Annotated in this window: 19 protein-coding genes; 11 read left to right on the plus strand and 8 right to left on the minus strand. The window is 71.6% G+C overall.

All coding sequences use genetic code 11. The features are described from left to right. Positions 1 to 264 precede the first annotated feature (264 nt). Together D7Y21_RS30550 and D7Y21_RS30555 are read left to right on the plus strand one after the other, a co-directional pair. The gene (locus tag D7Y21_RS30550; RefSeq protein ID WP_121717334.1) at positions 265 to 1251 is read left to right on the plus strand and encodes a zinc-dependent alcohol dehydrogenase family protein; all 987 of its coding nucleotides are present in this window, start codon (positions 265 to 267) and stop codon (positions 1249 to 1251) included. Positions 1252 to 1282: 31 nt separating this feature from the next. After that, positions 1283 to 2047 (plus strand): glucose 1-dehydrogenase, encoded by a 765-nt coding sequence (locus D7Y21_RS30555; protein WP_120562294.1) that lies wholly within the window; start codon positions 1283 to 1285, stop codon positions 2045 to 2047. 33 nt (positions 2048 to 2080) lie between these two features. Here the strand turns inward: D7Y21_RS30555 and D7Y21_RS30560 are convergent, their stop codons facing one another. Further along, positions 2081 to 4630: a hypothetical protein gene (locus D7Y21_RS30560; RefSeq protein WP_121717336.1), complete on the minus strand. Its 2550-nt coding sequence runs from the start codon at positions 4628 to 4630 to the stop codon at positions 2081 to 2083. A gap of 82 nt (positions 4631 to 4712) precedes the next feature. Beyond that, positions 4713 to 5045, minus strand: a complete 333-nt coding sequence (locus tag D7Y21_RS30565; protein WP_121717338.1) for a YnfA family protein — start codon at positions 5043 to 5045, stop codon at positions 4713 to 4715. 135 nt (positions 5046 to 5180) lie between these two features. Between D7Y21_RS30565 and D7Y21_RS30570 the strand changes: the two genes are divergently transcribed. From D7Y21_RS30570 to D7Y21_RS30585, 4 genes are all read left to right on the plus strand, one after another. Next, on the plus strand, positions 5181 to 5912 hold the full coding sequence (locus D7Y21_RS30570; RefSeq protein ID WP_121717340.1) for an SDR family NAD(P)-dependent oxidoreductase: 732 nt from the start codon (positions 5181 to 5183) through the stop codon (positions 5910 to 5912). 53 nt (positions 5913 to 5965) lie between these two features. Further along, entirely contained in the window at positions 5966 to 6514 is a 549-nt protein-coding gene (locus D7Y21_RS30575) for a YkgJ family cysteine cluster protein (RefSeq protein WP_121717341.1), read from the plus strand. A gap of 69 nt (positions 6515 to 6583) precedes the next feature. Further along, complete coding sequence (locus D7Y21_RS30580; protein WP_121717343.1) at positions 6584 to 6964, plus strand: hypothetical protein; 381 nt, start codon at positions 6584 to 6586, stop codon at positions 6962 to 6964. 28 nt (positions 6965 to 6992) lie between these two features. Continuing rightward, the gene (locus tag D7Y21_RS30585; RefSeq protein ID WP_120562307.1) at positions 6993 to 7520 is read left to right on the plus strand and encodes a hypothetical protein; all 528 of its coding nucleotides are present in this window, start codon (positions 6993 to 6995) and stop codon (positions 7518 to 7520) included. 56 nt (positions 7521 to 7576) lie between these two features. Here the strand turns inward: D7Y21_RS30585 and D7Y21_RS30590 are convergent, their stop codons facing one another. Beyond that, positions 7577 to 8728: a BMP family protein gene (locus tag D7Y21_RS30590; protein WP_121717346.1), complete on the minus strand. Its 1152-nt coding sequence runs from the start codon at positions 8726 to 8728 to the stop codon at positions 7577 to 7579. A 142-nt stretch (positions 8729 to 8870) separates the two neighbouring features. Between D7Y21_RS30590 and D7Y21_RS30595 the strand changes: the two genes are divergently transcribed. Both D7Y21_RS30595 and D7Y21_RS30600 read left to right on the plus strand, forming a co-directional pair. After that, a complete protein-coding gene (locus D7Y21_RS30595) occupies positions 8871 to 10547 on the plus strand; it encodes an amidase (protein WP_121717348.1) in 1677 nt (558 codons plus the stop codon). Positions 10548 to 10613: 66 nt separating this feature from the next. Beyond that, positions 10614 to 11714, plus strand: a complete 1101-nt coding sequence (locus D7Y21_RS30600) for a PE-PPE domain-containing protein (RefSeq protein WP_120562310.1) — start codon at positions 10614 to 10616, stop codon at positions 11712 to 11714. A gap of 87 nt (positions 11715 to 11801) precedes the next feature. Here D7Y21_RS30600 and D7Y21_RS30605 read toward each other — a convergent pair whose 3' ends face one another. Both D7Y21_RS30605 and D7Y21_RS30610 read right to left on the minus strand, forming a co-directional pair. Then, positions 11802 to 12203 carry a hypothetical protein gene (locus D7Y21_RS30605; RefSeq protein ID WP_120562311.1) on the minus strand — a complete coding sequence of 134 codons (402 nt, stop codon included), beginning with the start codon at positions 12201 to 12203 and terminating at the stop codon, positions 11802 to 11804. Between the two features lie 135 nt (positions 12204 to 12338). Next, positions 12339 to 12878 (minus strand): nuclear transport factor 2 family protein, encoded by a 540-nt coding sequence (locus D7Y21_RS30610; protein WP_120562312.1) that lies wholly within the window; start codon positions 12876 to 12878, stop codon positions 12339 to 12341. Positions 12879 to 12966: 88 nt separating this feature from the next. Between D7Y21_RS30610 and D7Y21_RS30615 the strand changes: the two genes are divergently transcribed. Genes D7Y21_RS30615 through D7Y21_RS30625 form a run of 3 tightly spaced genes read left to right on the plus strand, consistent with a single transcriptional unit; the run spans position 12967 to position 15351 of the window. Next, a complete protein-coding gene (locus D7Y21_RS30615; RefSeq protein ID WP_121717350.1) occupies positions 12967 to 13746 on the plus strand; it encodes an alpha/beta fold hydrolase in 780 nt (259 codons plus the stop codon). Next, positions 13743 to 14522: a ZIP family metal transporter gene (locus D7Y21_RS30620; protein ID WP_120562314.1), complete on the plus strand. Its 780-nt coding sequence runs from the start codon at positions 13743 to 13745 to the stop codon at positions 14520 to 14522. The genes D7Y21_RS30615 and D7Y21_RS30620 overlap by 4 nt, the downstream gene beginning before the upstream one ends. Before the next feature lie 28 nt (positions 14523 to 14550). Further along, on the plus strand, positions 14551 to 15351 hold the full coding sequence (locus tag D7Y21_RS30625) for an SDR family oxidoreductase (RefSeq protein ID WP_121717351.1): 801 nt from the start codon (positions 14551 to 14553) through the stop codon (positions 15349 to 15351). 2 nt (positions 15352 to 15353) lie between these two features. Here D7Y21_RS30625 and D7Y21_RS30630 read toward each other — a convergent pair whose 3' ends face one another. The 3 genes from D7Y21_RS30630 to D7Y21_RS30640 all read right to left on the minus strand — a co-directional run. Further along, complete coding sequence (locus tag D7Y21_RS30630) at positions 15354 to 17738, minus strand: hypothetical protein (RefSeq protein WP_121717353.1); 2385 nt, start codon at positions 17736 to 17738, stop codon at positions 15354 to 15356. A gap of 174 nt (positions 17739 to 17912) precedes the next feature. Continuing rightward, entirely contained in the window at positions 17913 to 18950 is a 1038-nt protein-coding gene (locus tag D7Y21_RS30635) for a trypsin-like peptidase domain-containing protein (RefSeq protein ID WP_120562317.1), read from the minus strand. Between the two features lie 208 nt (positions 18951 to 19158). Continuing rightward, positions 19159 to 21489: alpha-2-macroglobulin family protein (locus tag D7Y21_RS30640; protein ID WP_121717355.1), on the minus strand; the 2331-nt coding region annotated here is incomplete at its 5' end.

Consider the following 21489-nt stretch of genomic DNA (forward strand, 5'->3'; position numbering starts at 1 on the left):
GTCCCCACCCGCCCCACCGAGGGGTCCATTTCAGAACCTGTGCAGCCCCCAGCGTCGTGGCGAGGCCCGATCGTCGCCGGCCGTTAGCCTCCTTCCTCTCGCGTCCGGGGGTGGACAGAGCGCCTCGCCCTCGGGGCGGGAATGCAGGCGGAGCGGATCCATCCACCAGCGGATGCACACCGCGCGTGGCATCACAGCGCACGCTCGGCAGCAGGGCGGAAGGCGATTAGGGTGTTGCCGCCTTCACAGCGCGGGAGCAATGCCATGAAAGCAGTGCGCTTCTCGGCCTTCGGGCCGCCTTCCGACGTCGCCCAGGTGGTGGAGGAGCCCCCCGCGCCGCTGAAGCCCGGCGAGGCGCGGCTGGCCGTGCTCGCCACGCCCATCAACCCGTCCGACCTGCTCACCCTCTCCGGCGAATACGGCGTGCTGCCCAAGCTGCCCGCCACGCCCGGCAACGAGGGCGTGGGCCGAGTGGTGGAGGTGTCCGGCTCCGACGCGGTGGCCGTGGGCGACCTCGTGTTCCTCCCGTTGGGCGCGGGCACCTGGCGCACCCACCTCACCGCACCCGCCGCGCAGCTGCTGCCCGTGCCTCCGGGTCTGGACCTGCTCCAGGCGAGCATGCTGCTCATCAACCCGCCCACCGCCTATTTGATGCTGCGTCAGTTCGTGACGCTCCAGCCCGGCGAGTGGGTGGTGCAGAACGCCGCCAACTCCGCAGTGGGCCGCTACCTCATCACCCTGGCGCAGGTGATGGGCCTGAAGACCGTCAACGTCGTGCGCCGCCAGGAGCTGGCCGACGAGCTCAAGGCCCAGGGCGCGGACGTGGTGCTGATGGACACGGACGAGCTGCCCCAGCAGGTGCGCGCGGCCACCGGCGGCGCGAAGGTGCGCTTGGGCATCGACGCGGTGGGCGGAGAGTCCGCGCGCCGCGTGGGCGATTGTCTCTCCACCGGCGGCACGCTGGTGAACTACGGCGCCATGAGCGGCAAGGGCCCCAAGCTGTCCGCGGCGGCCACCATCTTCAAGGACGTCACCCTGCGCGGCTTCTGGCTGACGCGTTGGCTGCGCGACGCCCCTCGCGAGGAGCAGAACGCCACGCTCGCGCGGCTGGCGGAGCTGATGGCCGTGGGCACGCTCCAGGCGCCCGTGGACGGCACCTATCCGCTGGAGCGCATCCAGGACGCGGTGAAGCGCGCGCTGGAGCCGGGCCGCAACGGGAAGATCCTCCTCACCCCCAACCCCGCGGCGTGAAGCACCCGCCGCTCAGACAGGAACGACGACCATGAAGCGAGTCGAAGGCAAGGTGGCCCTGGTGACCGGCGGCGCGGGGGGCCTGGGCGCCGCGTCCGCCCGGATGCTCGCGCGCGAGGGCGCGAAGGTGGTGGTCACCGACCGGCGCGAGGGTGAAGCCCGCGCGGTGGCGGAGGAGCTGGGCGACGCCGGCCTGTTCCTCCCGCTGGACGTCACCCGCGAGGACCAGTGGGTGAGCGCGCTGGCGCGCACGGTGGAGAAGTTCGGGCGGCTGGACGTGCTCGTGAACAACGCCGGCATGGGCATCGTGAAGGACGTGGAGGAGATGTCCCTGGACGAGTGGAAGTTCGTGCACTCGGTCAACCTGGACGGCGTGTTCCTGGGCTGCAAGCACGGCATCCGCGTGATGAAGGAGTGCGGGTCCAAGGGCTCCATCATCAACATCTCCTCCATCGCGGGGCTCGTGGGCGTGCCGCAGTTCCCCGCGTACTGCTCCAGCAAGGCCGCCGTGCGCATGCTGTCCAAGTCCATTGCGCTGCACTGCGCCTACAAGGGCTATGGCATCCGCTGCAATTCCATCCACCCCGGCTATGTGGAGACCGCCATGGTGGAGGCGCTGGCCCAGGCCGGTGGCCAGGCGGAGAAGACACGCGCGCGCATGCTCAAGGGCATCCCCGCGGGCCGCTTCGGTGAACCGGACGACGTGGCCAACGCCGTCGTCTACCTGGCGTCGGACGAGTCCAAACTGATGACCGGCGCGGAGATGGTCCTCGACGGCGGCGCCACCGCGCAGTAGCGCGTCAGGCCCCCACGGCGGCGCCCGGGGACATCACTCCCAGGGCGCCCCGAGCAGCTCCCCGAAGCGCATGCCCAGCTCCATGCGGCCCACCATCACCTGTCCCCAGGCGGTGGCCTGCGCGGCCCAGGTGGCGGGCGTGAGCCCCAGGGTTTCGAAGAGCTTCATCACGTCCCCACCCTGCTGCATCGCCTTGATCATCCGCGCGTAGTCCACGAGCGTGGGGAAGGCGGACTCAGGGAAGAGCACCTCGCGGTCCACGTCCTTCAGCGGCACGCGGGGCTGGAGCGTCACCAGCAGGCGCTGCGCGTTCACGCGGGAGAGCGTCTCCTGCTGTTCGCGCTCCGCGGCCTGCCGGGCCCGGAGCGCTTCGGCCTCGCGGCGCTGCGCCTCCAATTGGCGCTCCTGGTCGCGGCGGCGGGACTCGGCCACCTGACGGTCGATTTCGCGCTGCCGCTCGCGCTCCTGGTCCTCACGCCTGCGCTCGCGGCGCTCCCGCATCATCCGCAGCGCGTTGTGCGTGTCGTCCAGGAAGTCGCGGTGGATGTTGGACTCCTCCTGCGGGGACGGCGTGGCGCGCACGCGCTGTTCGAAGGCGGGGAGCCACGACTCGAAGTGCTCCAGCTCCGCGTCCAGGACGTCGAGGACCTGGACGTCGCGGGACTCCAGCCCGTTGCGCAGCGCCATGGCGCCCTTCGACACGGAGAGGGACGCCGTGCGCGGGCGCGTGCCCACCAGCTCCTCCGCCGCGTCCCAGAGGGCGCGCAACCTCTTGGGCAGCGCTTCCACCGGGACGCGCTCCAGCAGCTGCTCCGTCTGGCGGTAGAGCCCTTCCGGATCCACGCGCCACCAGGTCTGGAAGCGCACCAGCGCGTCCGGCTCCACTTCGCACTGGTGCTCCCACAGGCGGTCTCGCCAGGCCGCGAAGGCGGTGAGCAGGGCAGCGCGCTCGGCGGGATGGGACTGGAAGCGCCGCCACAAGGCTTCGACGAACAGCTCGCTTCCGGTGAGGGAGCTCCAGGAACGCACCACGCGGGCCAGCGGCGCAACCAAGAGGTGCTGGCCCGGCCCTTCCCAGACGGCCATCAACAGCCGGCCGAAGTGACCGGGGTCGGGGTGCTTCTCCGTGCTCGGGTGCTCCGGAATGAGGCTCAGGTTCCGGGCCCTGGAGGGGAACATGAGCAACGCCTCCAACAGGGCCTCACCGCTGTTCGGGTCGCGGGCCCAGTCGTTCAGCCTCCGCTGTTCGTCCACGCCCGAATGGTGGAGGAAGCGCGCGAACGAGGAGTCACGGAAGCACTCGGTGCGGTCCTTCGCCGCGCCCCGGTCGATGGCGTGCACGGTCTCCTCCAGGAAGGCCCACATCGCCTCGGACTCCTCCTCCTCGGGAGGCTCGGGGTCGTCGCGGGGAGGTGTGGCGGCCCAGCTGAAGAAGTCGAGCGCGGTCTCCGCGGGCAGGTCGCTCAGCACCGAGCGCGCCCAGCGGGCCCAGCGCCGCTGATCCTCCAGCCCCCAGGCGCGGAAGGGGCGCCGCTTCGCGAAGGAGAGCAGCTCGTCCGCGAGCGACCCGACCGTACGCAGCGACACGGTGAGCAGCGCTTCCAGGGCGCCCTCGGGCGGAGGGGTGGGGAGTTCGCGGAGGACCTCCTTGGCGAAGGCCGCGTCCCCGTCCCGCTGCAGGCGCGCGAGCAGCCGGCGCGAGCCCCACTGGCTCAAGGTGCGCCGCGCGAAGGCGGCGGCGTCCGCGTCGGAGGAGTCCAGCGCCTGGGCGACCTCCATCTCGTCGCGAAGGCACAGCGCGCACTCGAAGCGGACATCCGGGTCGGAGCCATACAGGCCCCGGTGCAGCACTTCGGTGACGTTCGCGGGTGTCGGCTCATGCGAAGCCCGCGTCCACGCGACCGCGGCGCGCGCGGACAGCTCCGGCACATGGAGTAGCCCCAGGGCGAGCGTCCGGATCCGCTCGCGTTCCTCGGGGCTGAGCCGAGGGTTGAGGCCGTTGCGCCAGCGCGTCATCGCGAGCATGGCCTCCACCGCCACGCGGCCCTCCCCGTGCAGCACCTGGTTGCTCACGGAGAAGCGGGCTTCCTTCGACCAGATGCCCTGGTGCACACAGGCGAGCGCGCCCAGGAGGCGCAGGGTCGGATCCGGAGACTGGTTCGCCAGCCACTCCACCGAGTCCGGCATGGGGCTGAAGGGCGCGAGCATCTCCTCCAGGGACGACTCCTCGATGGGCAGTATCACCGCCCACGCGTCTTCCAGCTCCCGCACGAAGCCGCGCTGGATGAGGAGGGGCTCGATACGACGGGCGTCCTCGGAGAGGCGCCGCACCGCGCCCCACTGCCGTTCGTAGCGCGCCTCCAGCACCGCCACCTGGGCGGGCTCCAGCGCGGCGGTGCGGGCTGCCAGGGCGAAGCGGTCCACACCGGACTTCACCAACGCCCGCGCGGAGCCATAGCGCTCCAACGGGATGGCACCACAGAGGCAGTGCGGGCACGCGGCATCAGCAGGGATGAAGCGGATGCACGCGGGGCAGCGAACGTCCACGCCCCGGTGCACGCCGCTGTCGAGCGGGGCGGACATGCCGTGTGTCTACCCCGGTCCGGGGGTGTCGCGCACCCGGCCACATGCGGCCTGCACGGCTCCTGGATGCCCTGGCGCAGGACTACCTGCGAGGCGCCAGGACGATGATCGCCATTCCTGTCAGAGCCACCAGGGCCCCCACGATGTCCCAGGCGCTGGGTCGCTCCCCCTCCACGGCCCACAGCCATGCCAGGGCCACCGCGATGTAGACGCCTCCATAAGCGGCATAGGTCCGCGCGGCCCCCGTGGGGTGGAGCGTCAGGAGCCATGCGAAGGCGGCGAGGCTCACGGCCGCCGGAACGAGGAGCAGCGGAGATCTGCCCTCGCGCAGCCAGAGGTAGGGCAGGTAGCACCCCACCACTTCGGCCACGGCTGTCAGAACGAAGAGGCCCAGGGCTCGAAGGAGGATGAGCATGGGGCACTTCGTTCCATGGGGTGAGGTGCGCCAGCAAGCGCGTCCGCGAGGAGCGGTCGGAATGATGCCCTCCCGCTGGATGGCATTGCCAGCCGTACCTGTGCCATCCGTATGCCTATCCAAGGAGGCACACACATGGGCGCATTGGACGGGAAGATCGCGGTCGTCACGGGCGGTGGGACAGGCATTGGCTTCGCCATCGCGGAGCGCTTCGCCAGCGAGGGCGCGGAGGTGGTCATCGCCGGGCGCCGGCAACAGCGCCTGGAGGACGCGGCTGCGAAGATTGGCAAAGGCGTCCGGGGCATCGTCACCGACGTGGGCGATGACGCACAGGTGAAGCGGCTCATCGACTCCGTGCCTCGCGTGGACCTGCTGGTGACGTGCGCGGGCGGGGCCGTGTTCGGCGCGGTGGACAGCGTGCCCTCGCAGTCGTGGCGAGCCCTCTTCAACGACCGCTTCTTCGGCCAGCTCTCCGCCTGCCATTACGCGGTGCCGAAGATGGCCCCGGGCAGCGCCATCATCCTGTGCTCCGGCATCGCGGGTCACACGGCCCTGGTGAACTACGCGGGCGGCGCGGGCCTGTGCGGCGCGGTCAATGCCATGGGCCGCTCGCTGTCCGTGGAGCTGGCGCCCAAGGGCATCCGCGTCAACGTCCTGTCCCCCGGCCTGACGCGCGACACCGCCCTCGACTGGGGCGTCCCGCCGGAGCAGGTCGGCGCGTTCCTGGACGCGCTCGTGAGCAAGGTCCCGCTCAAGAAGCCGGGCACCGTGCGCGACATGGCGGACGCGGCGTACTTCCTCGCCACGTGCGCGTACGCCACCGGTCAGGTCATCGACATCGACGGCGGCTGGACAGCCGGGGCGTAGCGCTCCGAGGGACGGATGCGCCGGTGCCAGCGGAGCGATAGAAAGTCGCTCCGATGAGCACGCCCGACGAAGCACGCCGCGCGCTGGAGGCCGTCTACGCACGCGTGGAGGCGCGTGCGGCGGACATCTCCGGCGCCCATGACTGGTGGCCCTGCCGAAGAGGATGTGATCACTGCTGCCGCCACCTGGCCGCGCCGCTCCCGCTCACGCATCTGGAGTGGAGCTACCTGGAGGAAGGGCTCCAGCAGCTCCCCGCCGAGGCGCAGGAGGAGCTCCGCACCCGCGTCGACGCCATGGCCCATCAGGAGGACCGTCCATACACCTGCCCGCTGCTGGACCTGGAGACGGGGGCGTGCCGCGTCTACGCGCACCGGCCGCTGGCGTGCCGCTCGTATGGCTTCGCCGCCGCGCGTGACGGCGGCCTCTTTTGCCACTTCATCCTGGACCTGGTGGGAAAGCACGGCGACGCGGACATCGTCTGGGCCAATCAGGACGCGCTGGAGGATGCGGTGGCGCGGTTGAGTGGAGCGACGCGACCGCTCCCCGAATGGTTCGCGGAGACGAGACACAGCGCTCCGCGAAAACTGGATCCTTCCACCTGATGGCATAGAACCCCGCGCACCTGGAGTACCCAGGAAGAACCGTTCATCCAACAGAGAGAAGGAGTCCGCATGAAGAAGACGGGAATGATGTGGGGGCTGTGTGTCGCGATGGGTCTCTCCGCCATCAGCTTCGCCGGCGAGAAGTTCAGCTCTTCGGTCTCCGTTGACGCCACGGCCCGCCGGTTCAGCGGAAACCTGGGGACGGCCCGCAACGGCTCGGACAGCTTGTCGTACATGTGGTGTGCTTCCACCGGGTCGGGGGTCGGCTGGTGCAACGCGAGGGGTGCCTCTGGCGTCACCGTGAGCTGCTCGACCAGTGATGCCGGCATGCTCGCGACGATCCGCTCGCTGAACTCGGATTCGCGCCTTGAGGTTCTCTACGACAGCACGGCGACGTGCACGTACATCTACGTCGCCACCGGTTCTCACTTCGAGACCAAGGGCCCGTGAGCCTCCCGCGTTGAAGGCACCCCGCGCCATGTTTCCACTCAGCCGCACGCTCGTCGTGCTCAACCTGATGTTCTTCGGCGCAGGGCTCGCCCTCTTCGTGCAGGGCCAGCGCGCCTCCGAAAACAACCGGGAGCTTGAGACCCGGTTGGAGCGGATGGAGGGACGCCTCGACCAGCTGCTCTCGCAGCGCCAGGCTCCCGCCGTGGCGCTGTCCGGTGCGCCCTCCCCCGCACTGCCCTCGGACCTGGAGGCACGCATCGAGCAGGCTGTGAGCCGCGCGTTGCAGGCCCAGGCGCCCCATGCCCCGCCCCGGGAGGACCCGGCCCCCCAGGAGCCCCCCGCGCCAGACACGCGGAACGCCGAGGCCTGGGCCCGCGGCAACGAGGTGGTGGAGCGGGCACTCTCCGCACGCAGGTGGGGAGATGCCCAGGCGCGCGAGCTGGCGGCGTCCGTGCCCTCACTCACGCAACAGCAGCAGCTGAACCTCCTGCGCCGGCTCAGCGTGGCCATCAACGAGGGCCAGCTGAAGGTGGAGACTCTCGGGCCGCCCTTCTAACAGGACAGCCGAAGCGGTTCTTGAGCCAGCCGGACTGCACTGGCGGGGGCCCGTGTTCAGGGATTGGCGCCAGCGGCCTGCGCGGCGTCGGGCTGCGTGGGCACCTTCAGCTCCCCGGAGATGACACGGGCCCGGAGCGCCTCCACCGTGCGCAGCGCCTCCGCCTTGCCAGGGAAGTCCAGGCGCACGGGCGCCAGCCCCATGCCTCCCTCCTTCAACCCGAGCGAGACATTGCCGCCCTGGAAGCGCCCCTGGCGCTGCTCGCGGATGGCTTCGTAGACCACCAGGTCCACGTGTTTCACGACGGCGGACAGCACCGCCTCCGGCGCCAGGTGGGACGGGTCCGAGTCCACGCCAATCACAGACACGGCCTTGCCGGCTTCGCGCGCCTCCTTCACGGCCTGGATGGCGCCCAGGCCGTCCACGCCGGCCGCCGCGAAGAGGATGTCCGTGTTCTTGAGCAGCAGGTCCTGCCCCACCTGCTTGCCCAGGGCGAAGTCCGTGAAGCTGCCGGTGTAGTTCACCAGCACCGTGGCGTTCGGGTTCGTCGCGGCCACGCCAGCCCGGAAGCCGGCTTCATAGCGCTGCACCAGGGGAATCTTCATCCCGCCCACCATGCCCACCCGGCCCGTCTTCGTGACGAGCCCGGCCAGCGCGCCCGCGAGGAAGCAGCCCTCCTCCTCGCGGAACACCACCGTGCGCACGTTGGGCAGCGTGATGGCCCGGCCCTGCGCGTCCAGGAGCGGGCTGTCCACCAGCAGGAAGGGCAGAGAGGGATTGCGCCGGGCCACCGTCTCCACGGCGTTCTCCAGCATGAAACCCACGCCCATCGCCAGCGACACGCGCTGTTCCGCGAGCAGTTGGAGGTTCGGCTCGTAGTCCTCCGCCACGCGGCTCTGGAGGACCACCGGCGTGATGCCCAGCGGAATCATCTCCCACCCGCGCGACGCCACGTCCGGCGCCAGCGAGGCCTGCCGCTCGGACGCGGTTGCGTCCTGATAGCCCGCCTTCTCGTATTTCACTCCCCCGGCCCACAGCTCCAGTCCACGCAAAGCGGAGTCGTTGAAGGCATGGTCGCCCCGGCCTCCCAGTCCCAGCACCAGGCCGATGGTGGGCTTGGAAGGCGCGGCGGGCGCCTCCTTCTTGCAGCCGGTGACGGTCGCCAACAGACACAGGACGAAGGAGAAGATTCGGCGGCGCGGGCTCATGACACCGCGGAATGTATCACGCGCCCTCCAGCACGTCGGATGACGGCGGAGCAGCTCAGGTTTGCGTCAGCGTCACGGGCCCGTCTTCGTTCATCGCGTCGAACAGGTCGCGACCGGTCGGCCTCACGCTAGGCTGTGGCTCATGACCTACCGACGCGCACCGGTGAAGGCTCCGCGACTCTCTGGCATGGCCCTCAAGGCCATGGTCAACACGTTGGAGCGGGGCGGCGTAGGCCCCGCGCTGGTGGAGAAGTTGATGCGGGACAGCGGCATCGAGCAGTGGCGCGAGCTGTCCGCCGGCGATGCTCCGCCCATCCAGTACCCGTTGCCTCCGGGTGCGCCGCCTTCCGAATCACAGACACCGGTGGAGCAGGCCGCGCGCGCTGCCGCCGCGTCGCCCGTGACGCCGAAGCAGGAGTCGGTCGCGGCGTTCGCTCGCGCCTACCGGGACGGGAGCACGGATCCGGTGGCCGTGGCGCGCAAGGTCCACGAGGCGATTGAACGGCTGGACGTCGGTGTGGACCGCCTGGGGCTCTTCATCGCTCGCAAGCCGGAGGAGGTGCTGCGGGCGGCGGAGGCTTCCGCGGAGCGGCTGCGCGCCGGAATGCCATTGAGCGTGTTCGACGGTGTGCCCGTCGTCATCAAGGACGAGCTGGACCTTGCGGGCTTCCCCACGACGCTGGGCACCACGTTCCGCACCGAGCCGGCCCAAGCCGATTCCACCGTGGCCGCCCGGTTGAAGGCCGCGGGCGCGGTCATCCTTGGCAAGGCCAACATGCAGGAGATTGGCATCAACCCCATCGGGTTGAACCCGCACCACGGCGCCGCGCGCAACCCGTGGAACCGGGGTCACATCACCGGTGGCAGCTCCAGCGGCTCCGGAGCCGTGGTGGCGGCGGGCTTGTGTCCGGTGAGCATTGGCGCGGACGGCGGCGGCTCCATCCGCATCCCCGCCGCGCTGTGCGGCATCGTCGGCCTCAAGGCCACCTGGGGCCGCATCCCGGAGACGGGTGTGCCCCCGCTGTGCTGGAACGTGGCGCACGTGGGCCCCCTGGGCCTCACCGTCGACGACGTCGCGGCGGCGTATGCGATTGTGGCCGGACCGGACGGACACGACGTCGTCGCCCGGCAGCAGCCTCCGCATCACCTGTCTGGCTTTGAAGACGGCGCGTTGAAGGGCATCCGGCTGGGAATCTGCACGCCCTACTTCGAGGACGCGGACGCTGACGTGGTGGCACGCTGCCGCGAGGCCGTGCGCGCCCTCACCGACGCGGGCGCCACGGTGGTGGAGCTTCCCGCGCCGGACCTGAACACCATCCTCTGGACGCACAGCTGCATCATCCTGAGCGAGATGGCGGAGGCGATGCTGCCGCAGGTGAAGGCCCGCGCGTCCGTGTTCGGGCTCGACTCGCGCACCAACCTGGCGCTGGGGCGCCACTTCCGGGCCACGGACCTCATCCACGCCCTGCGGCACCGGCACCGGCTGACCCGCGAGCTGCTGGCGCTCATGGCGGACGTGGACGTCATCGTCACGCCGACGACGGCCAGCACCGCGCCCGCCATCCCCGAAGCGACGCTCCCGGCCGGCGAGTCGAACCTGCCGGTGGTGGACGCCCTGATGCGCTTCATCCGTCTGGCGAACCTCACCGGCTGCCCTGCCCTCTCCGTGCCCGCGGGCTTCGACCGCGCCGGCCTGCCCGTGGGCGTGCACCTCATGGGGCGCCCCTACGAGGAGCACCTGCTGCTGCGCCTGGGCCGCGTGGTGGAGCGCGCGACGGAGCACCGCACGCCGGGCATCCACGTCAGCGTTCTGCCCTGATCGGGACAACTCTTCTTCTCATCTCCCGATAACCTTCTCGAACCACGAGCACGGAAGGTCCGGGACATGTCCATCGACGGAGTGGGAAGAGGCGGAGTCCGGCAGGTGACGCCGCGCGCCGTGGAGGAGCAGTCCGGTCCCGTGGCGAAGAACGCGCTCGCGCGTCCCCTGGCGGCCAAGGACGTCTTCGAGGCGAAGCGCGCCTCCTCCCCCACCCCGGGCAACGCGAACCTGCCGCCCATCCAGTCCAACACGGGCACGGTCCAGGCCGGCACGGTGCAGCTGGATGAGGCGACGAAGGTGGCCCGCGGCGCGCTGAAGATCGACTCGAGCGCGGATCCGAAGACCTACGACGGCATGTACCTGGGCTCGGACGGCTACGCCTATCCGCCGGACAAGTTCTCCGTCTCGGAGGTGCCGCCGTTCAAGCCGGAGAAGCCCATCGCCTCCCCGACGCCGACGACGTACCACGTCAACGGCATCCTCACGCAGCCGCAGGGAGACGGGAACGCCACGGGCGAGGCCCAGAAGCTGGCGAACGAGTCGGGCACCAACGTGGTGCCCATCTACAACGCCACGGAGGGACTGCCCGCGGACGTGACACAGACGGGCCTGGACCGGCTGGGCCTCGGAGACAACAAGGCGGCCCAGACGCTGGCGGACGCCATCTACAGGGACTTGCAGGCCGGCAAGAAGGTCAACGTCACCGGCTACAGCCAGGGTGGCGCCATCGTGTCGAGCGCGCTGCGCGAGGTGGACAACCGCATCAAGGACGACATGGGCGGCTTCTGGGGAAACCTGCCCATCTTCGGCGACGGCAACCGCGACAAGCGCGAGGCGCTGCTCGGGAACATCAACGTCTCCACCTTCGCGGGCGCGGGCAAGACGTTCCCGGACGGGCCCAAGTACACCTTCTACGTGAACAAGCAGGACCCCGTGCCCACGTGGCTGGGCACGCACGCGTTCAACCCGGTGACGGACATCGTCAGCGGCATCGCGTCCGGCCTCTTCCCCGGCATCGGCATCCTCAACGGCGGCCCGTCCACCCAGTATCCGGAAGGCGCCACCATCCACACCTTCGACTCCCCCGGGAACGGCGAGGTCTTCGCCCTGGACGGCAAGCACGGCATCGACACGTACCTGAACAACATCCAGGACGCGGTCTGAAGCCACCGGGGCGCGGTGCCGCCCCGGGCCGGCGTGCTCCCTTCAGTCGTGGTGGCGTTCCGCGAGCTCTGGCTGCGGATCAGGGGCTCACGGCGAGGCGGGCGCCTGCTCCTCGTTCCGCATCCGGTTGGGCCGGCGCTCGGGGACGGGCGCGACTCCGCCCACCCACTCCCAGTCCATGCCGTTCCATGACTGTTCGCACCAGCGCAGGTCCGTGGCCAGCTCGCGCGCCTTGGTCCCGTGGGGGATGAGCGCCCAGCCCAGGCGGGACTGCTTGCACTCGCCGCTCTTGAACTTCAGCAGCCGGCGCTGCCCCTGGGCCTCGGCGCGCTCCGCTTCCCAGAGCGCCTGGTTCCGGAGGCCGTCGCCCTGCGCATCCACGCCGTTCCACTCACACCACGCCTGAACGTCCTTCAGTCGGACCAGCTTCGATCCCCGGGAGAGTTCCGTCACGGCCGCGACGAGAAGGTCGGGGGTGATGACACGCATGCGTTGGGGCCTCCGGTACAGAGCGGCGAAGGACCCCAACGTACAGCGTAGGAAATGGCGGAGGGCCTCAGCTCCGCCATGCGTTTGTCATGGTTCTGTCATGGAGCGCGGCCATGACGCAGGCGGGCATCGCGATCAGGGCTTCTTCGCGGGCTGGGCTGCCGGCGCGGGCGGTGTGGCGGGCTTTGCCTTGGAGTACGTGGCGATGCGGTTCGTCACCTCGCCCATCAGGTCGTTGGGGATGGGGACGGAGAGGTTGTACTGGGCGATCTTCCAACCGGCCGCGTCCTTCACCAGCACGCCGCTGCCGCGCGCGGGGCCCAGGTTGGGCGTGTCCAGCGCCTCGTCGAACCAGGCGACCTGGCCGTCCTTGGAGAAGAACACGTTGCGGGACACCGACTTGAAGGACCACGCCTTGCCCTTGGAAAAGTAGGGCTTCGACCACGCGCGGAACTGGTCCACCGTCCAGCGCTCCTCGCCGTCCGTGCCCATGAAGACCGCGTCCGGCGTGAAGAAGGAGAAGTAGCGCGCCTCGTTGGCCACCGCCGCCGCGCGGTGCCAGTCGTCCAGCACCGTGGTCACCGCGACCTTCGGGTCGGCCGGGGCCTGGGCCGCGGCCGGAGCAGCGACGGGGTTGGCGCCGAGCGCCAGCAACAACCAGGAGACGGATGCCATCGGGTTCACCTCGACGAAAGGGGGGTTCGCGGTATGAAGCGGCAGGCGTGCCCCCAGGTCAAGGCATGCGACACAAGGCGGTGGTGGCGTGGTGCTCGAAAGTTTTCAGGTGGGCACGGGTGATGTGCTCACGGTGATGTTGCACGGCTTCCTCGGCACGGGCCGCAACCTGCGCTCGCTGGCCGTCGCGTGGACCCAGGCCGATCCGCGCCGCCGCATCCTCCTGCCCGACCTCACCGGCCACGGCACGTCCCCCGCCCTGCATCCGGACGCGGACCTGACCACGCTCGCGCGCGACGTGGTGGACACGCTCGACGCGCAGGGCTTCACCGACGCCGTGGACTGGGTGGGCCATTCACTGGGCGGCCGCGTGTCCCTGGCCGCCAGCCTGGAGTCCTCCGAGCGCGTGCGCAGCGTGGCGCTGCTCGACATCGCGCCCGGGCCCGTGCCGCTGAACCTGTCGGACAGCGGCTATGTCCTGGACATCCTCCTGAAGGCCCCGCCGCGCGCGGACAGCCGCAAGGACCTGCGCGCGAACCTCATTGGCAACGGCCTGTCGGAGGCGCTGTCGGACTGGCTCCTCATGAACCTCACGCCCGACGGTGACGGCGTGCGCTGGCGCTTCGACCGCGACGCGCTCCTCCGGCTCCACCGCCGCGTCAACGGAGAGGACCTCTGGCCCGCGGTGGAGCGCCCCGTGCATCCGCCCCTGCGCTGCATCCGCGGCGGGCGCAGCCGGTACGTGTCCGATGAGAGCGCCCAGCGCCTGGAGGACGGCGGCTGCCCCGTGGCCTTCCTCCCGGACGCCGGCCACTTCGTGCACGTGGACAGTCCCCAGGGCGTGCTCGCGTGGCTGATGGCCCCATGATGGATACCCAGACCGTCCTGCTCGTCTTCATCGCGGTGGGGCTGGACGGCCTGGCCGGGCTCGCGGGCGGAGTGCTGTCCGAGCGCTGGCTGCAACGGCGCCTGCCCGCGCTGGTGGCCTTCGCTGCCGGCACGCTCCTGAGCGCGGTGTTCCTGGAGGTGCTTCCGAAGGCGGTGGAGGCCAAGGGCGACGCGGCCTTCGCGTGGGCCTTCGCCAGCTTCGTCGTGCTGACGCTCATGGAGTGGGCCCTGGGCCATCACCATCACGACGCGGAGGCCGCCGCCGGACACGCGCACGGCCATCACGCCCACCCGGTCTCGCCCACGCTGCCCACCGCGCTGCTCGCATCGGATGCGTTGCACAACGTGGGTGACGGCGCGGCGGTCGCGGCGGCCTTCCTCGTTTCGCCGGAAGCGGGCTTCGCCACCGCGTTCGCCGTCATCGTCCACGAGCTGCCGCAGGAGGTGGGCGACTACGCGCTCCTGCGCGCCGCGGGCTGGACTCGCGCGCGGTCGCTGGTCGCGCTGGGCGCGGTGCAGCTCACCGCCGCGGTGGGCGCGGCGGGCGTGCTGCTGGGCACCCGGTACCTGCCCTCGCTCCAGGGCACGGTGCTGGCCATCGCCGGAGGCTCGTTCCTCTACATCGGCGCGGTGGACCTGCTGCCGGAGCTGCGCCGGGGCCCGGACACGCGCCAGCGCGTGGTGGGCTTCCTGTGCGGGCTGCTGCTCATTGGCGGGCTGCACTTCGCGGAGCGGTTCGCGGGAGGCCATGGCTGAAGGGCCGCGCCCCTGAGAGGATGGGGCCATGCAAGCAAAGACCGTGATTGTCACCGGTGCCTCCGCGGGCATCGGCGAGGCGCTGGCGGTGGCCCTGGCCGGCCGGGGCGCGAACGTGGCGCTGGCGGCGCGGGATGCCCAGGCGCTGGAGCGCGTGAAGGCGAAGTGCGAGGCCGCGGGCGGCAAGGCACTGGCCGTGCCCACCGACGTGGGCGACCCGGAGGCGTGCCGCAGCCTGGTGGAGCGCACGGTGGAGGCGTTCGGCGGCGTGGACGTGCTCGTCAACAACGCGGGCATCACCATGCACTCGCGCTTCGAGGACGTGAAGGACCTGGGCCTCTATGAGCGCCTCATGCGCATCAACTACCTGGGCGCGGTGCACTGCACCTTCCACGCGCTGCCGCATGTGAAGGCTCGCAAGGGATTGCTCGTCGCCGTGTCGTCGCTGACGGGCAAGACGGGCGTGCCCATGCGCACCGGCTACGCCGGCAGCAAGCACGCCATGCAGGGCTTCTTCGATTCGCTGCGCATCGAACTGTTGGGCACCGGCACGGACGTGCTCGTGGTGTCACCGGGCTTCGTGGCCACGGACATCCGCGCGCACGCGCTGGGCCCGGAGGGCCAGCCCCTGGGACAGAGCCCTCGCGACGAAGCGGGCCCCACCATGGACGTGGACACCTGCGTGACCCTCATCCTGAACGCCATGGAGCGCCGCGAGCGCGAGCTGGTGATGACGCTCACCGGCCGCGTGGGGCTGGTGCTCAAGCTGGTGGCGCCCGCGCTGGTGGACAAGCTGGCCGCGCGCGCCATCCGCGGCAAGAAGGCCTGACGCTACTTCTCCAGCCGCGACACCATGCCCCACAGGCCGTCGAAGGTGGCGTTGCCCACCTGGTGCAGGCCGAAGCCCCAGAGGAAGGCGGTCATCCACGCGCCGGAGCCGCCCCACGTGGGCGCGAAGACGTCCAACACCTGGAGCCCCAGCAGCACCGCGATGATGGACATCATCCCCAGCACCGCGAGCTCCACCTTCCACAGGTCGCGCGAGCGCGGCAGGGGAATCCAGTCGAGATTCACCAGCGCGTCGGTGCTCGCCTTGGTGGACGACGGCGGCAGGGGGGAGAGGTTCCCGGTGGCGGGCCCGCCGGGCAGCGGCGATGCCGGTGGCGGCGGCGACTCCATGGCCGGCTGCGAGAAGGGGTCCAGCGTCACGGCGGAGGGAACGGACTCCAGGGCCAGCCGGCCGCCCGTGGACACCGGGGGCGGAGGGAGCGTGACGTGGCGCGCGAAGTCCTCTCGGGCGGCGCGGTACTCCGCCGCGGCCAGGTTCGCTTCGCCCTTGTCCAACTGCTCGCGCGCCGACGCCAGCCGCGCGTCCACCGCGGTCCGCCAGTCCGCCAGGGTGTCCAGGCCACCGCCGGCCTGGGCTTGGAGCTGCGTCAGCGCCTCCTCCAGGTTGTCCACCAGCTCGCGCAGGTACAGCGCGTGCGCGGACTGGTAGTAGAGGTACGCCTCGTCCACGCTGGCGGACATGCGGGCCCGCGCCCGGGCCAGCTGTTCGCCCACGCGCAGGCGCAGCGCCGCCCACTCCTCCTGCGTGAAGCCGCCGGGCAGCTCCTTCGCGGTGAAGGCGTCCTCCAGGTCCGTCAGGAGGATTTCGAGGAACGCCTCGCGCGCGGTCTCCACCAGCCGGCGCGACGCCTCCAGGTCGGGCCCCGGCAACTGCTGACGCGCGCGCAGCACGTACAGGGGCAGCTCGCCCTGGAGCCGGCGGCTGACGGGGTCATCCCCGCGCTGGGAGGACAGCGTCCGCGACTGCTGCTCCAGCTCCGTCAGCCGCGCCTCCAGCACCGCGCGGGCCACCGCCTCCAGGTCGAGCGTGCGCAGCAACTGCGCCTGTTCGGTGAAGTCCGCGGACGTGGCCTGATCATTCTGGAGCAGCGTCTCCACCGCCTTGAGCTTGCGCTCCGCGTCCAGCAGCGCCACGCCCTTGAGCCCCTCCAACTGCCGCAGCAGCACGGACCAGAGCGAGAACAGCTGGAGGCGCGCCTCGAAGAGGGCGAGCACGGAGTCCTGCACGACGAGCCCGCTCAGCGGCCGCTGGATGTCCGCGAGGAGCGCGTCCACCTGACGGCGCAGCGACGCGGCCACGGTGGCCTCGCGCTCCAGCGGACGGGCGGGCACCAGCGATTGCAGCTTCTGGCGCGCGGCCTCCGCGCGGCTGCGCAGGTTCACGCGCGGGCGCACGCGCTGCACGTAGAAGCGCACCGCCGCGGACGTCACCACGCCCAGGAAGATGAGGAACGCGCCGAACATCGCGGGCGTCTTCACCCAGACGGTGAAGGCCTGCTCCACCGCCGCGCCCTCCGGCACGAGCAGCCGCACCGTGCCGGTGTACTCGCCGGACTCCGGCAGGTCGTCCACGTCCAGGCTCAGCAGGCCGGTGCCGTAGGCGGGCACCTGGAGGATGCCCTCCTTCCCCGAGCCCTGCGGCTGGCCATCCGGTCCGCGGAAGAACCACTTCGCGTCCTGCGCCTGAACGGGCGCCGCACCGTCTCCCGAGCCGCTCGCCCTGCGGTCCAGCTGCACCACCGCCGCGGGCCCCACCGCGCCGCCCACGCCCGCCGTCTCCCGGAAGGTCAGCCGCACCGTGGCCTTGCCGGAGAACGGCCCCAGCGTCCAGCCGCGCGCGGGGGCCACCGGATAGAACTGCACCGTGGGCGCCACCGCCACGCGCCGCACGACGAGCGGGATGACCTCCCGCACGCCGTCACCCAGGAGCACCACGCGACCGTGATAGTCACCGGCCGCGGGCAGGTCCGCGGACAGCGTCACCGTCACCGGCTGTCGCACGGAGATGGGCACCTCCGCCGCGCCTTCCGTCGTGCCCACGCGCACCGTCACCGGCGCCTGCGTGCCGTCCGCCGCGAGCAGAGGATCCACCAGCACCGTCACCCGCGTGGCCTCCGCAACCGCGTCGCGCGGTGAGTCCGGAGCCGCGTCCGTGGGCGTGGGCAGCAGGTCCACGCGCAGCACCGTCTCCAGGTGGGCGGTGGACGTGCGCAGGCGCACCTCGTTGTTGGAGGACAAGCCCGCGAGGCCGAAGCGCGGCGCCGCGCCCGCGAGCATGGGCAGCAGGCACAACACGGTGCACATGAGCCACGCGCTGGCGTGGGACAGGACCTTCGCGGCCAGGGTGCTTCGAGCGGGAAGGCTCATGCGCGGGGACGATAGCAGTCCCCTCCTCCGCGCTCGCATGCGCGTCCACGCGTGCGGATCCGAGGGCTCGTCACAGGGGTGTAGCAGCCGTGCTTCCAGGCTCGCTGTTGGCGGCGCACCGCACGAACCTGTCCGACAGTCGGACAGGTTCTGGAAGACCGGGGCCCGGCCTCGTCACTCCCAGCCCAGGCGGCGCAGCACGCCCCCGGACAGGCTCGCGCGGATGGTGTCCAGGGGGATGCCCTCGTCGTCCTCGGCGGATTCGTGGCCGGGGCGTGGGTCACCACTGTGATGCAGCGCGACCAGCTCCAGGTCCGGCGTGAAGCACGGCGACCCGGACGAGCCCGGGTGCGTGTTGGTGCAGTACGTGACTCGCGTCTGGGAGCGGTTGACCGCCTGGAACGTGTCCAGCGCCACCTGCATGGGCCGCCCCTTCGGGTGCTGCACCACGAGCGCCAGCGCGCCGGGCGCGAACGCCGTGGGCGACGACGGGGCCAGCGGGACGAAGCCGCGCGGCCGGTCCCCCATCCGGTCCTCGCCGGGGGCGTCCTGAATCTGCAGGAAGGCGTAGTCCAGCTCGTCGCGCGTGGCCTCGCGCGGGCGCGGGTGCATCAGGTCCGCCGGGCTGTGCGGACTCTGCGCCAGGCACGCCGTCACCGCGTACACCCGGCCCGGGTGCACCGCGATGCGGTCCGGCAGCACCTTCAAATCGAAGCGCACGCGCAGCGCCTCCAGCAGCCGGTGCTCGATGACGTGCGAGTTCGTCAGGACGATGTCCGGCGCTACCAGGAAGCCCGTGCCCAGCGCGCGGCCGCCTTCCAGCTCCACGCGGCACACGCGCCGCGACAGCGTGGTCAGCCGGTCGCGCCAGGCCTGCGGCGTCAGCGCCAACCTGGACTGCTGGACGATGCGCGCCAGGGCACTGCCGGACACGCTGCGCTGCACGGAGGACAGGTAGCTCTGCAGGAAGCGGCGGATGCGCGGATGGCCCGGCGCCGCCGCGTGCGCGCCGCGCACCAGCACGTCCGTCCACCCCTCCGCCTCCGCGGTGCGCACGAGCGCCCGAGCCCGCGCCGCCCCCTCCCGCTCGACGGGGGGCACCAGGCTGCGGCCGCATTTCACCTCGACCATCCGGAGGAGTTCCTCCACCGAGGTGAACGCGCCCAGGAGGGCGTGGGTCAGTTCCTCCTGTTCGGAGCCTTCAAGCTCCATCCAATTCCTCGCTGCCGCGCGCAAATGCATCTCCGCCGTGCACCCTGAAGTGTACGCACGCTGGCAGCGATTGCACCGGGCGGGGGGCGCCCGGAGGAACGGGCCCCTGCCGCGCTTCCGGCGCGCATTCCACTCGCCCCCGAGGCCGGACGGAAGGGACCTGCACCGGCGCCGTGAGTGGAGAATGACCCCACGGCACCGGAGGGCGTCAGCGCACCGCCCAGGTGGTGGGCGGCAGTGACGCGGTGATGTCCGGCCGGCCAGGCACGCCCAGTCGCGCCGCGCCCGCCTGCAACGTCCCGGCGAGCGTGGGCAGCACGCGGAACTCCACCTGCACCGGCGCGCCCTGCTCCCTGGGAGAAAGGTCCAGGGACAACGCACCATCCTGCACATCCCAGGAGGTCACCTGTCCGGACGCCACGAGCGCGGCCAGGCTCGCGGGGTCCACCTGCACGCCAGCGGGCAGCTCCTGCTGGAAGCGCAGCGGCAACGAGGACGGCGCACCCACCTGGACGCGCACGTTCGTCAGCTGCCCCACGCGCGCCTCCTTCGGCCCCGTCACGGCCAGCTGCAGGCCGCCCTTCACCTCGCTCTTCCAGGGCACCGCCGCGGACAGCGCCAGGGAGAAGCCCAGCCCCGGCACCGCAGGATCCGCGCGCACGGTCCACGTGTGCATGCCCGCCGAGCCCGGCGCCGCGGCCTCCAGCGCCAGCACCTCGCGCAAGGCCTTCGTGTCGTAGGTGCCCTCCGTGACGACCTGTCCGTCGCGCGCCACCGTCACGCGCACCTGGGCGGGCAGCGGGTCCTTGAAGAGGGCCAGCGCCGCGCGCAGCCCCACGCGGTTGGCCTGCCCATCCCCCCAGCCCAGGCCCGGCGTGTAGTGCGCGAGCAGCCAGGCGCCCAGGTCCGCGAGCGGCGCCTTCGCATCACCCTGGAGGGCGAGCACCGCCATCGCCGTGGCCTCCGCCTCCGAGGGCAGCTCCCCGTCCGCGCGCACCGTGTCCGGCTCCACCGGCAGCCACGCGGTGCCGTCCGGGCCGGACTTCAGCGCCTCGCGCACGCGGGTGCGCAGGGCGTCCGCCACGCTGCCCTCCGCGGAGCCCTCCGCCAGCAGCACCGCGGCCGTATAGCCATCCTTCACCTGCGGCAGGTAGCGCTCGAAGACGCCCGACGCGCGCACGGTGAAGGCCGCCGCGCGCTGCTTGCCCTCCGGGGTGCCCTGCGCCGCGCGCACCGTGCGGGCGCAGTTCGCCGTCGCCACCAGCAGCCGCTGTAGCGTCCAGCCCTCACCGCCCTGGCAGGTGCCGTCCGGCCGCTGGGCCTGGGCCACCTGCGCCACCAGCCGCTCCCCCAGCCGCGCGAGCACGGGGTTGTCCGGGTGGGCCAGCGCGCCCTCCGCGAGCCGCGTCGCCACCTCCACCGACGGCGCCCGCGCCGCGCGCAGCACCCGCTGCGTCGCCACCAACGACAGCGCCTTCAGCGCCGCGGGGTCCGCCGTCTCGCCCAGCGACTTCAAGAGCTCCGGAGCCTGGCCCGCGAGCAGCAGCGCGTACGCGTCCCCCGCCACGTCCACCGGCCGGCGCTCCACCGTCGCCAGCTCCGCGCGCACCATGCCCAGCGCGCCCGGGTACACCTGCAAGCGCACCCGCTCGCTGCCGGCCTGCGCGTCCGCGGGGCCCACCAGGGACAGCGTGCGCGGCGCCGCCAGTGAACCGCCGCGCGTCTGGACCACGGGCTGGCCGGTGGCCCACACGTCGAAGTCGCGCACCACCGCGTCCGTGTCCCCCAGCGAGGCGCGCAGCGTCACCGGCCCCGCGCCCCCGGCCTTCACCGTCACCAGCTCCACCACGCTGCCGCGCGCGGGCACGCGCACCGTGCGCGCGCCGGCCTCCACCTGCGCGCCCGTCACGTCCACCTTGAGCGCGGCCTCCACGGCCTTGTCGGTGGTGTTCACCACCTGCACCGGCAGGCGCACCGTGTCGCCCGCGCGAAGGAAGGGCGGCAGCACCGGATCCACGTACGTGGGCAGCGTGCCCGCGAAGGACGTCACGGCCCCCGCCTGCGCGCCGGAGCGCGAGTGCGCGAGCGCCAGCACCCGCCACTGCGTCAGCCGGTCCGGCACGCGCACCGGCACCGTCGCCACGCCGTTCGCGTCCGTCACCACCAGGGGCTCGAAGAGGAACGTCTCCGGGAACCACGCGCGGGTGGGCGCCGCCGTGCTCGCGCTGTTCCTGTCCTCGCTGACGCCCCCTTCCTCCTCCGGCTCCGGAGGCGCCGCCACCTCCATCACGGGCGCCGCGGCCATCGGAGGTTCGGCCCGTCCGCCGCCTCCTCGCGAACCGACGGACTCGTCGTCGTAGGAGTTCGACGAGCCGAAGCTCTTCATCGCCTTGCGCTTCAGGCCCTCATCGCCGGAGCCTGGCGCGGCGAAGGTGGGGTTCATGGAGTCCCCCGCGAGCGCGGCGGCGGACTGCCCCATGGTCTTGCGGATCACATCCCCCGCCACCAGCGCGAGCGTCACCCCGCCCAGCACGAACCC

It is taken from the genome of Corallococcus sp. AB045 (genome assembly GCF_003668895.1).
GTDB lineage: Bacteria > Myxococcota > Myxococcia > Myxococcales > Myxococcaceae > Corallococcus > Corallococcus coralloides.

Coding starts and splice junctions, on each gene's coding strand:
- D7Y21_RS30605 (WP_120562311.1), bottom strand. CDS start 12,203: ATGCGTGTCATCACCCCCGACCTTCTCGTCGCGGCCGTGACGGAACTC.
- D7Y21_RS30570 (WP_121717340.1), top strand. CDS start 5,181: ATGGGCGCATTGGACGGGAAGATCGCGGTCGTCACGGGCGGTGGGACA.
- D7Y21_RS30565 (WP_121717338.1), bottom strand. CDS start 5,045: ATGCTCATCCTCCTTCGAGCCCTGGGCCTCTTCGTTCTGACAGCCGTG.
- D7Y21_RS30555 (WP_120562294.1), top strand. CDS start 1,283: ATGAAGCGAGTCGAAGGCAAGGTGGCCCTGGTGACCGGCGGCGCGGGG.
- D7Y21_RS30595 (WP_121717348.1), top strand. CDS start 8,871: ATGACCTACCGACGCGCACCGGTGAAGGCTCCGCGACTCTCTGGCATG.
- D7Y21_RS30600 (WP_120562310.1), top strand. CDS start 10,614: ATGTCCATCGACGGAGTGGGAAGAGGCGGAGTCCGGCAGGTGACGCCG.
- D7Y21_RS30590 (WP_121717346.1), bottom strand. CDS start 8,728: ATGAGCCCGCGCCGCCGAATCTTCTCCTTCGTCCTGTGTCTGTTGGCG.
- D7Y21_RS30625 (WP_121717351.1), top strand. CDS start 14,551: ATGCAAGCAAAGACCGTGATTGTCACCGGTGCCTCCGCGGGCATCGGC.
- D7Y21_RS30550 (WP_121717334.1), top strand. CDS start 265: ATGAAAGCAGTGCGCTTCTCGGCCTTCGGGCCGCCTTCCGACGTCGCC.
- D7Y21_RS30580 (WP_121717343.1), top strand. CDS start 6,584: ATGAAGAAGACGGGAATGATGTGGGGGCTGTGTGTCGCGATGGGTCTC.
- D7Y21_RS30630 (WP_121717353.1), bottom strand. CDS start 17,738: ATGAGCCTTCCCGCTCGAAGCACCCTGGCCGCGAAGGTCCTGTCCCAC.
- D7Y21_RS30610 (WP_120562312.1), bottom strand. CDS start 12,878: ATGGCATCCGTCTCCTGGTTGTTGCTGGCGCTCGGCGCCAACCCCGTC.
- D7Y21_RS30620 (WP_120562314.1), top strand. CDS start 13,743: ATGATGGATACCCAGACCGTCCTGCTCGTCTTCATCGCGGTGGGGCTG.
- D7Y21_RS30585 (WP_120562307.1), top strand. CDS start 6,993: ATGTTTCCACTCAGCCGCACGCTCGTCGTGCTCAACCTGATGTTCTTC.
- D7Y21_RS30560 (WP_121717336.1), bottom strand. CDS start 4,630: ATGTCCGCCCCGCTCGACAGCGGCGTGCACCGGGGCGTGGACGTTCGC.
- D7Y21_RS30575 (WP_121717341.1), top strand. CDS start 5,966: ATGAGCACGCCCGACGAAGCACGCCGCGCGCTGGAGGCCGTCTACGCA.
- D7Y21_RS30635 (WP_120562317.1), bottom strand. CDS start 18,950: ATGGAGCTTGAAGGCTCCGAACAGGAGGAACTGACCCACGCCCTCCTG.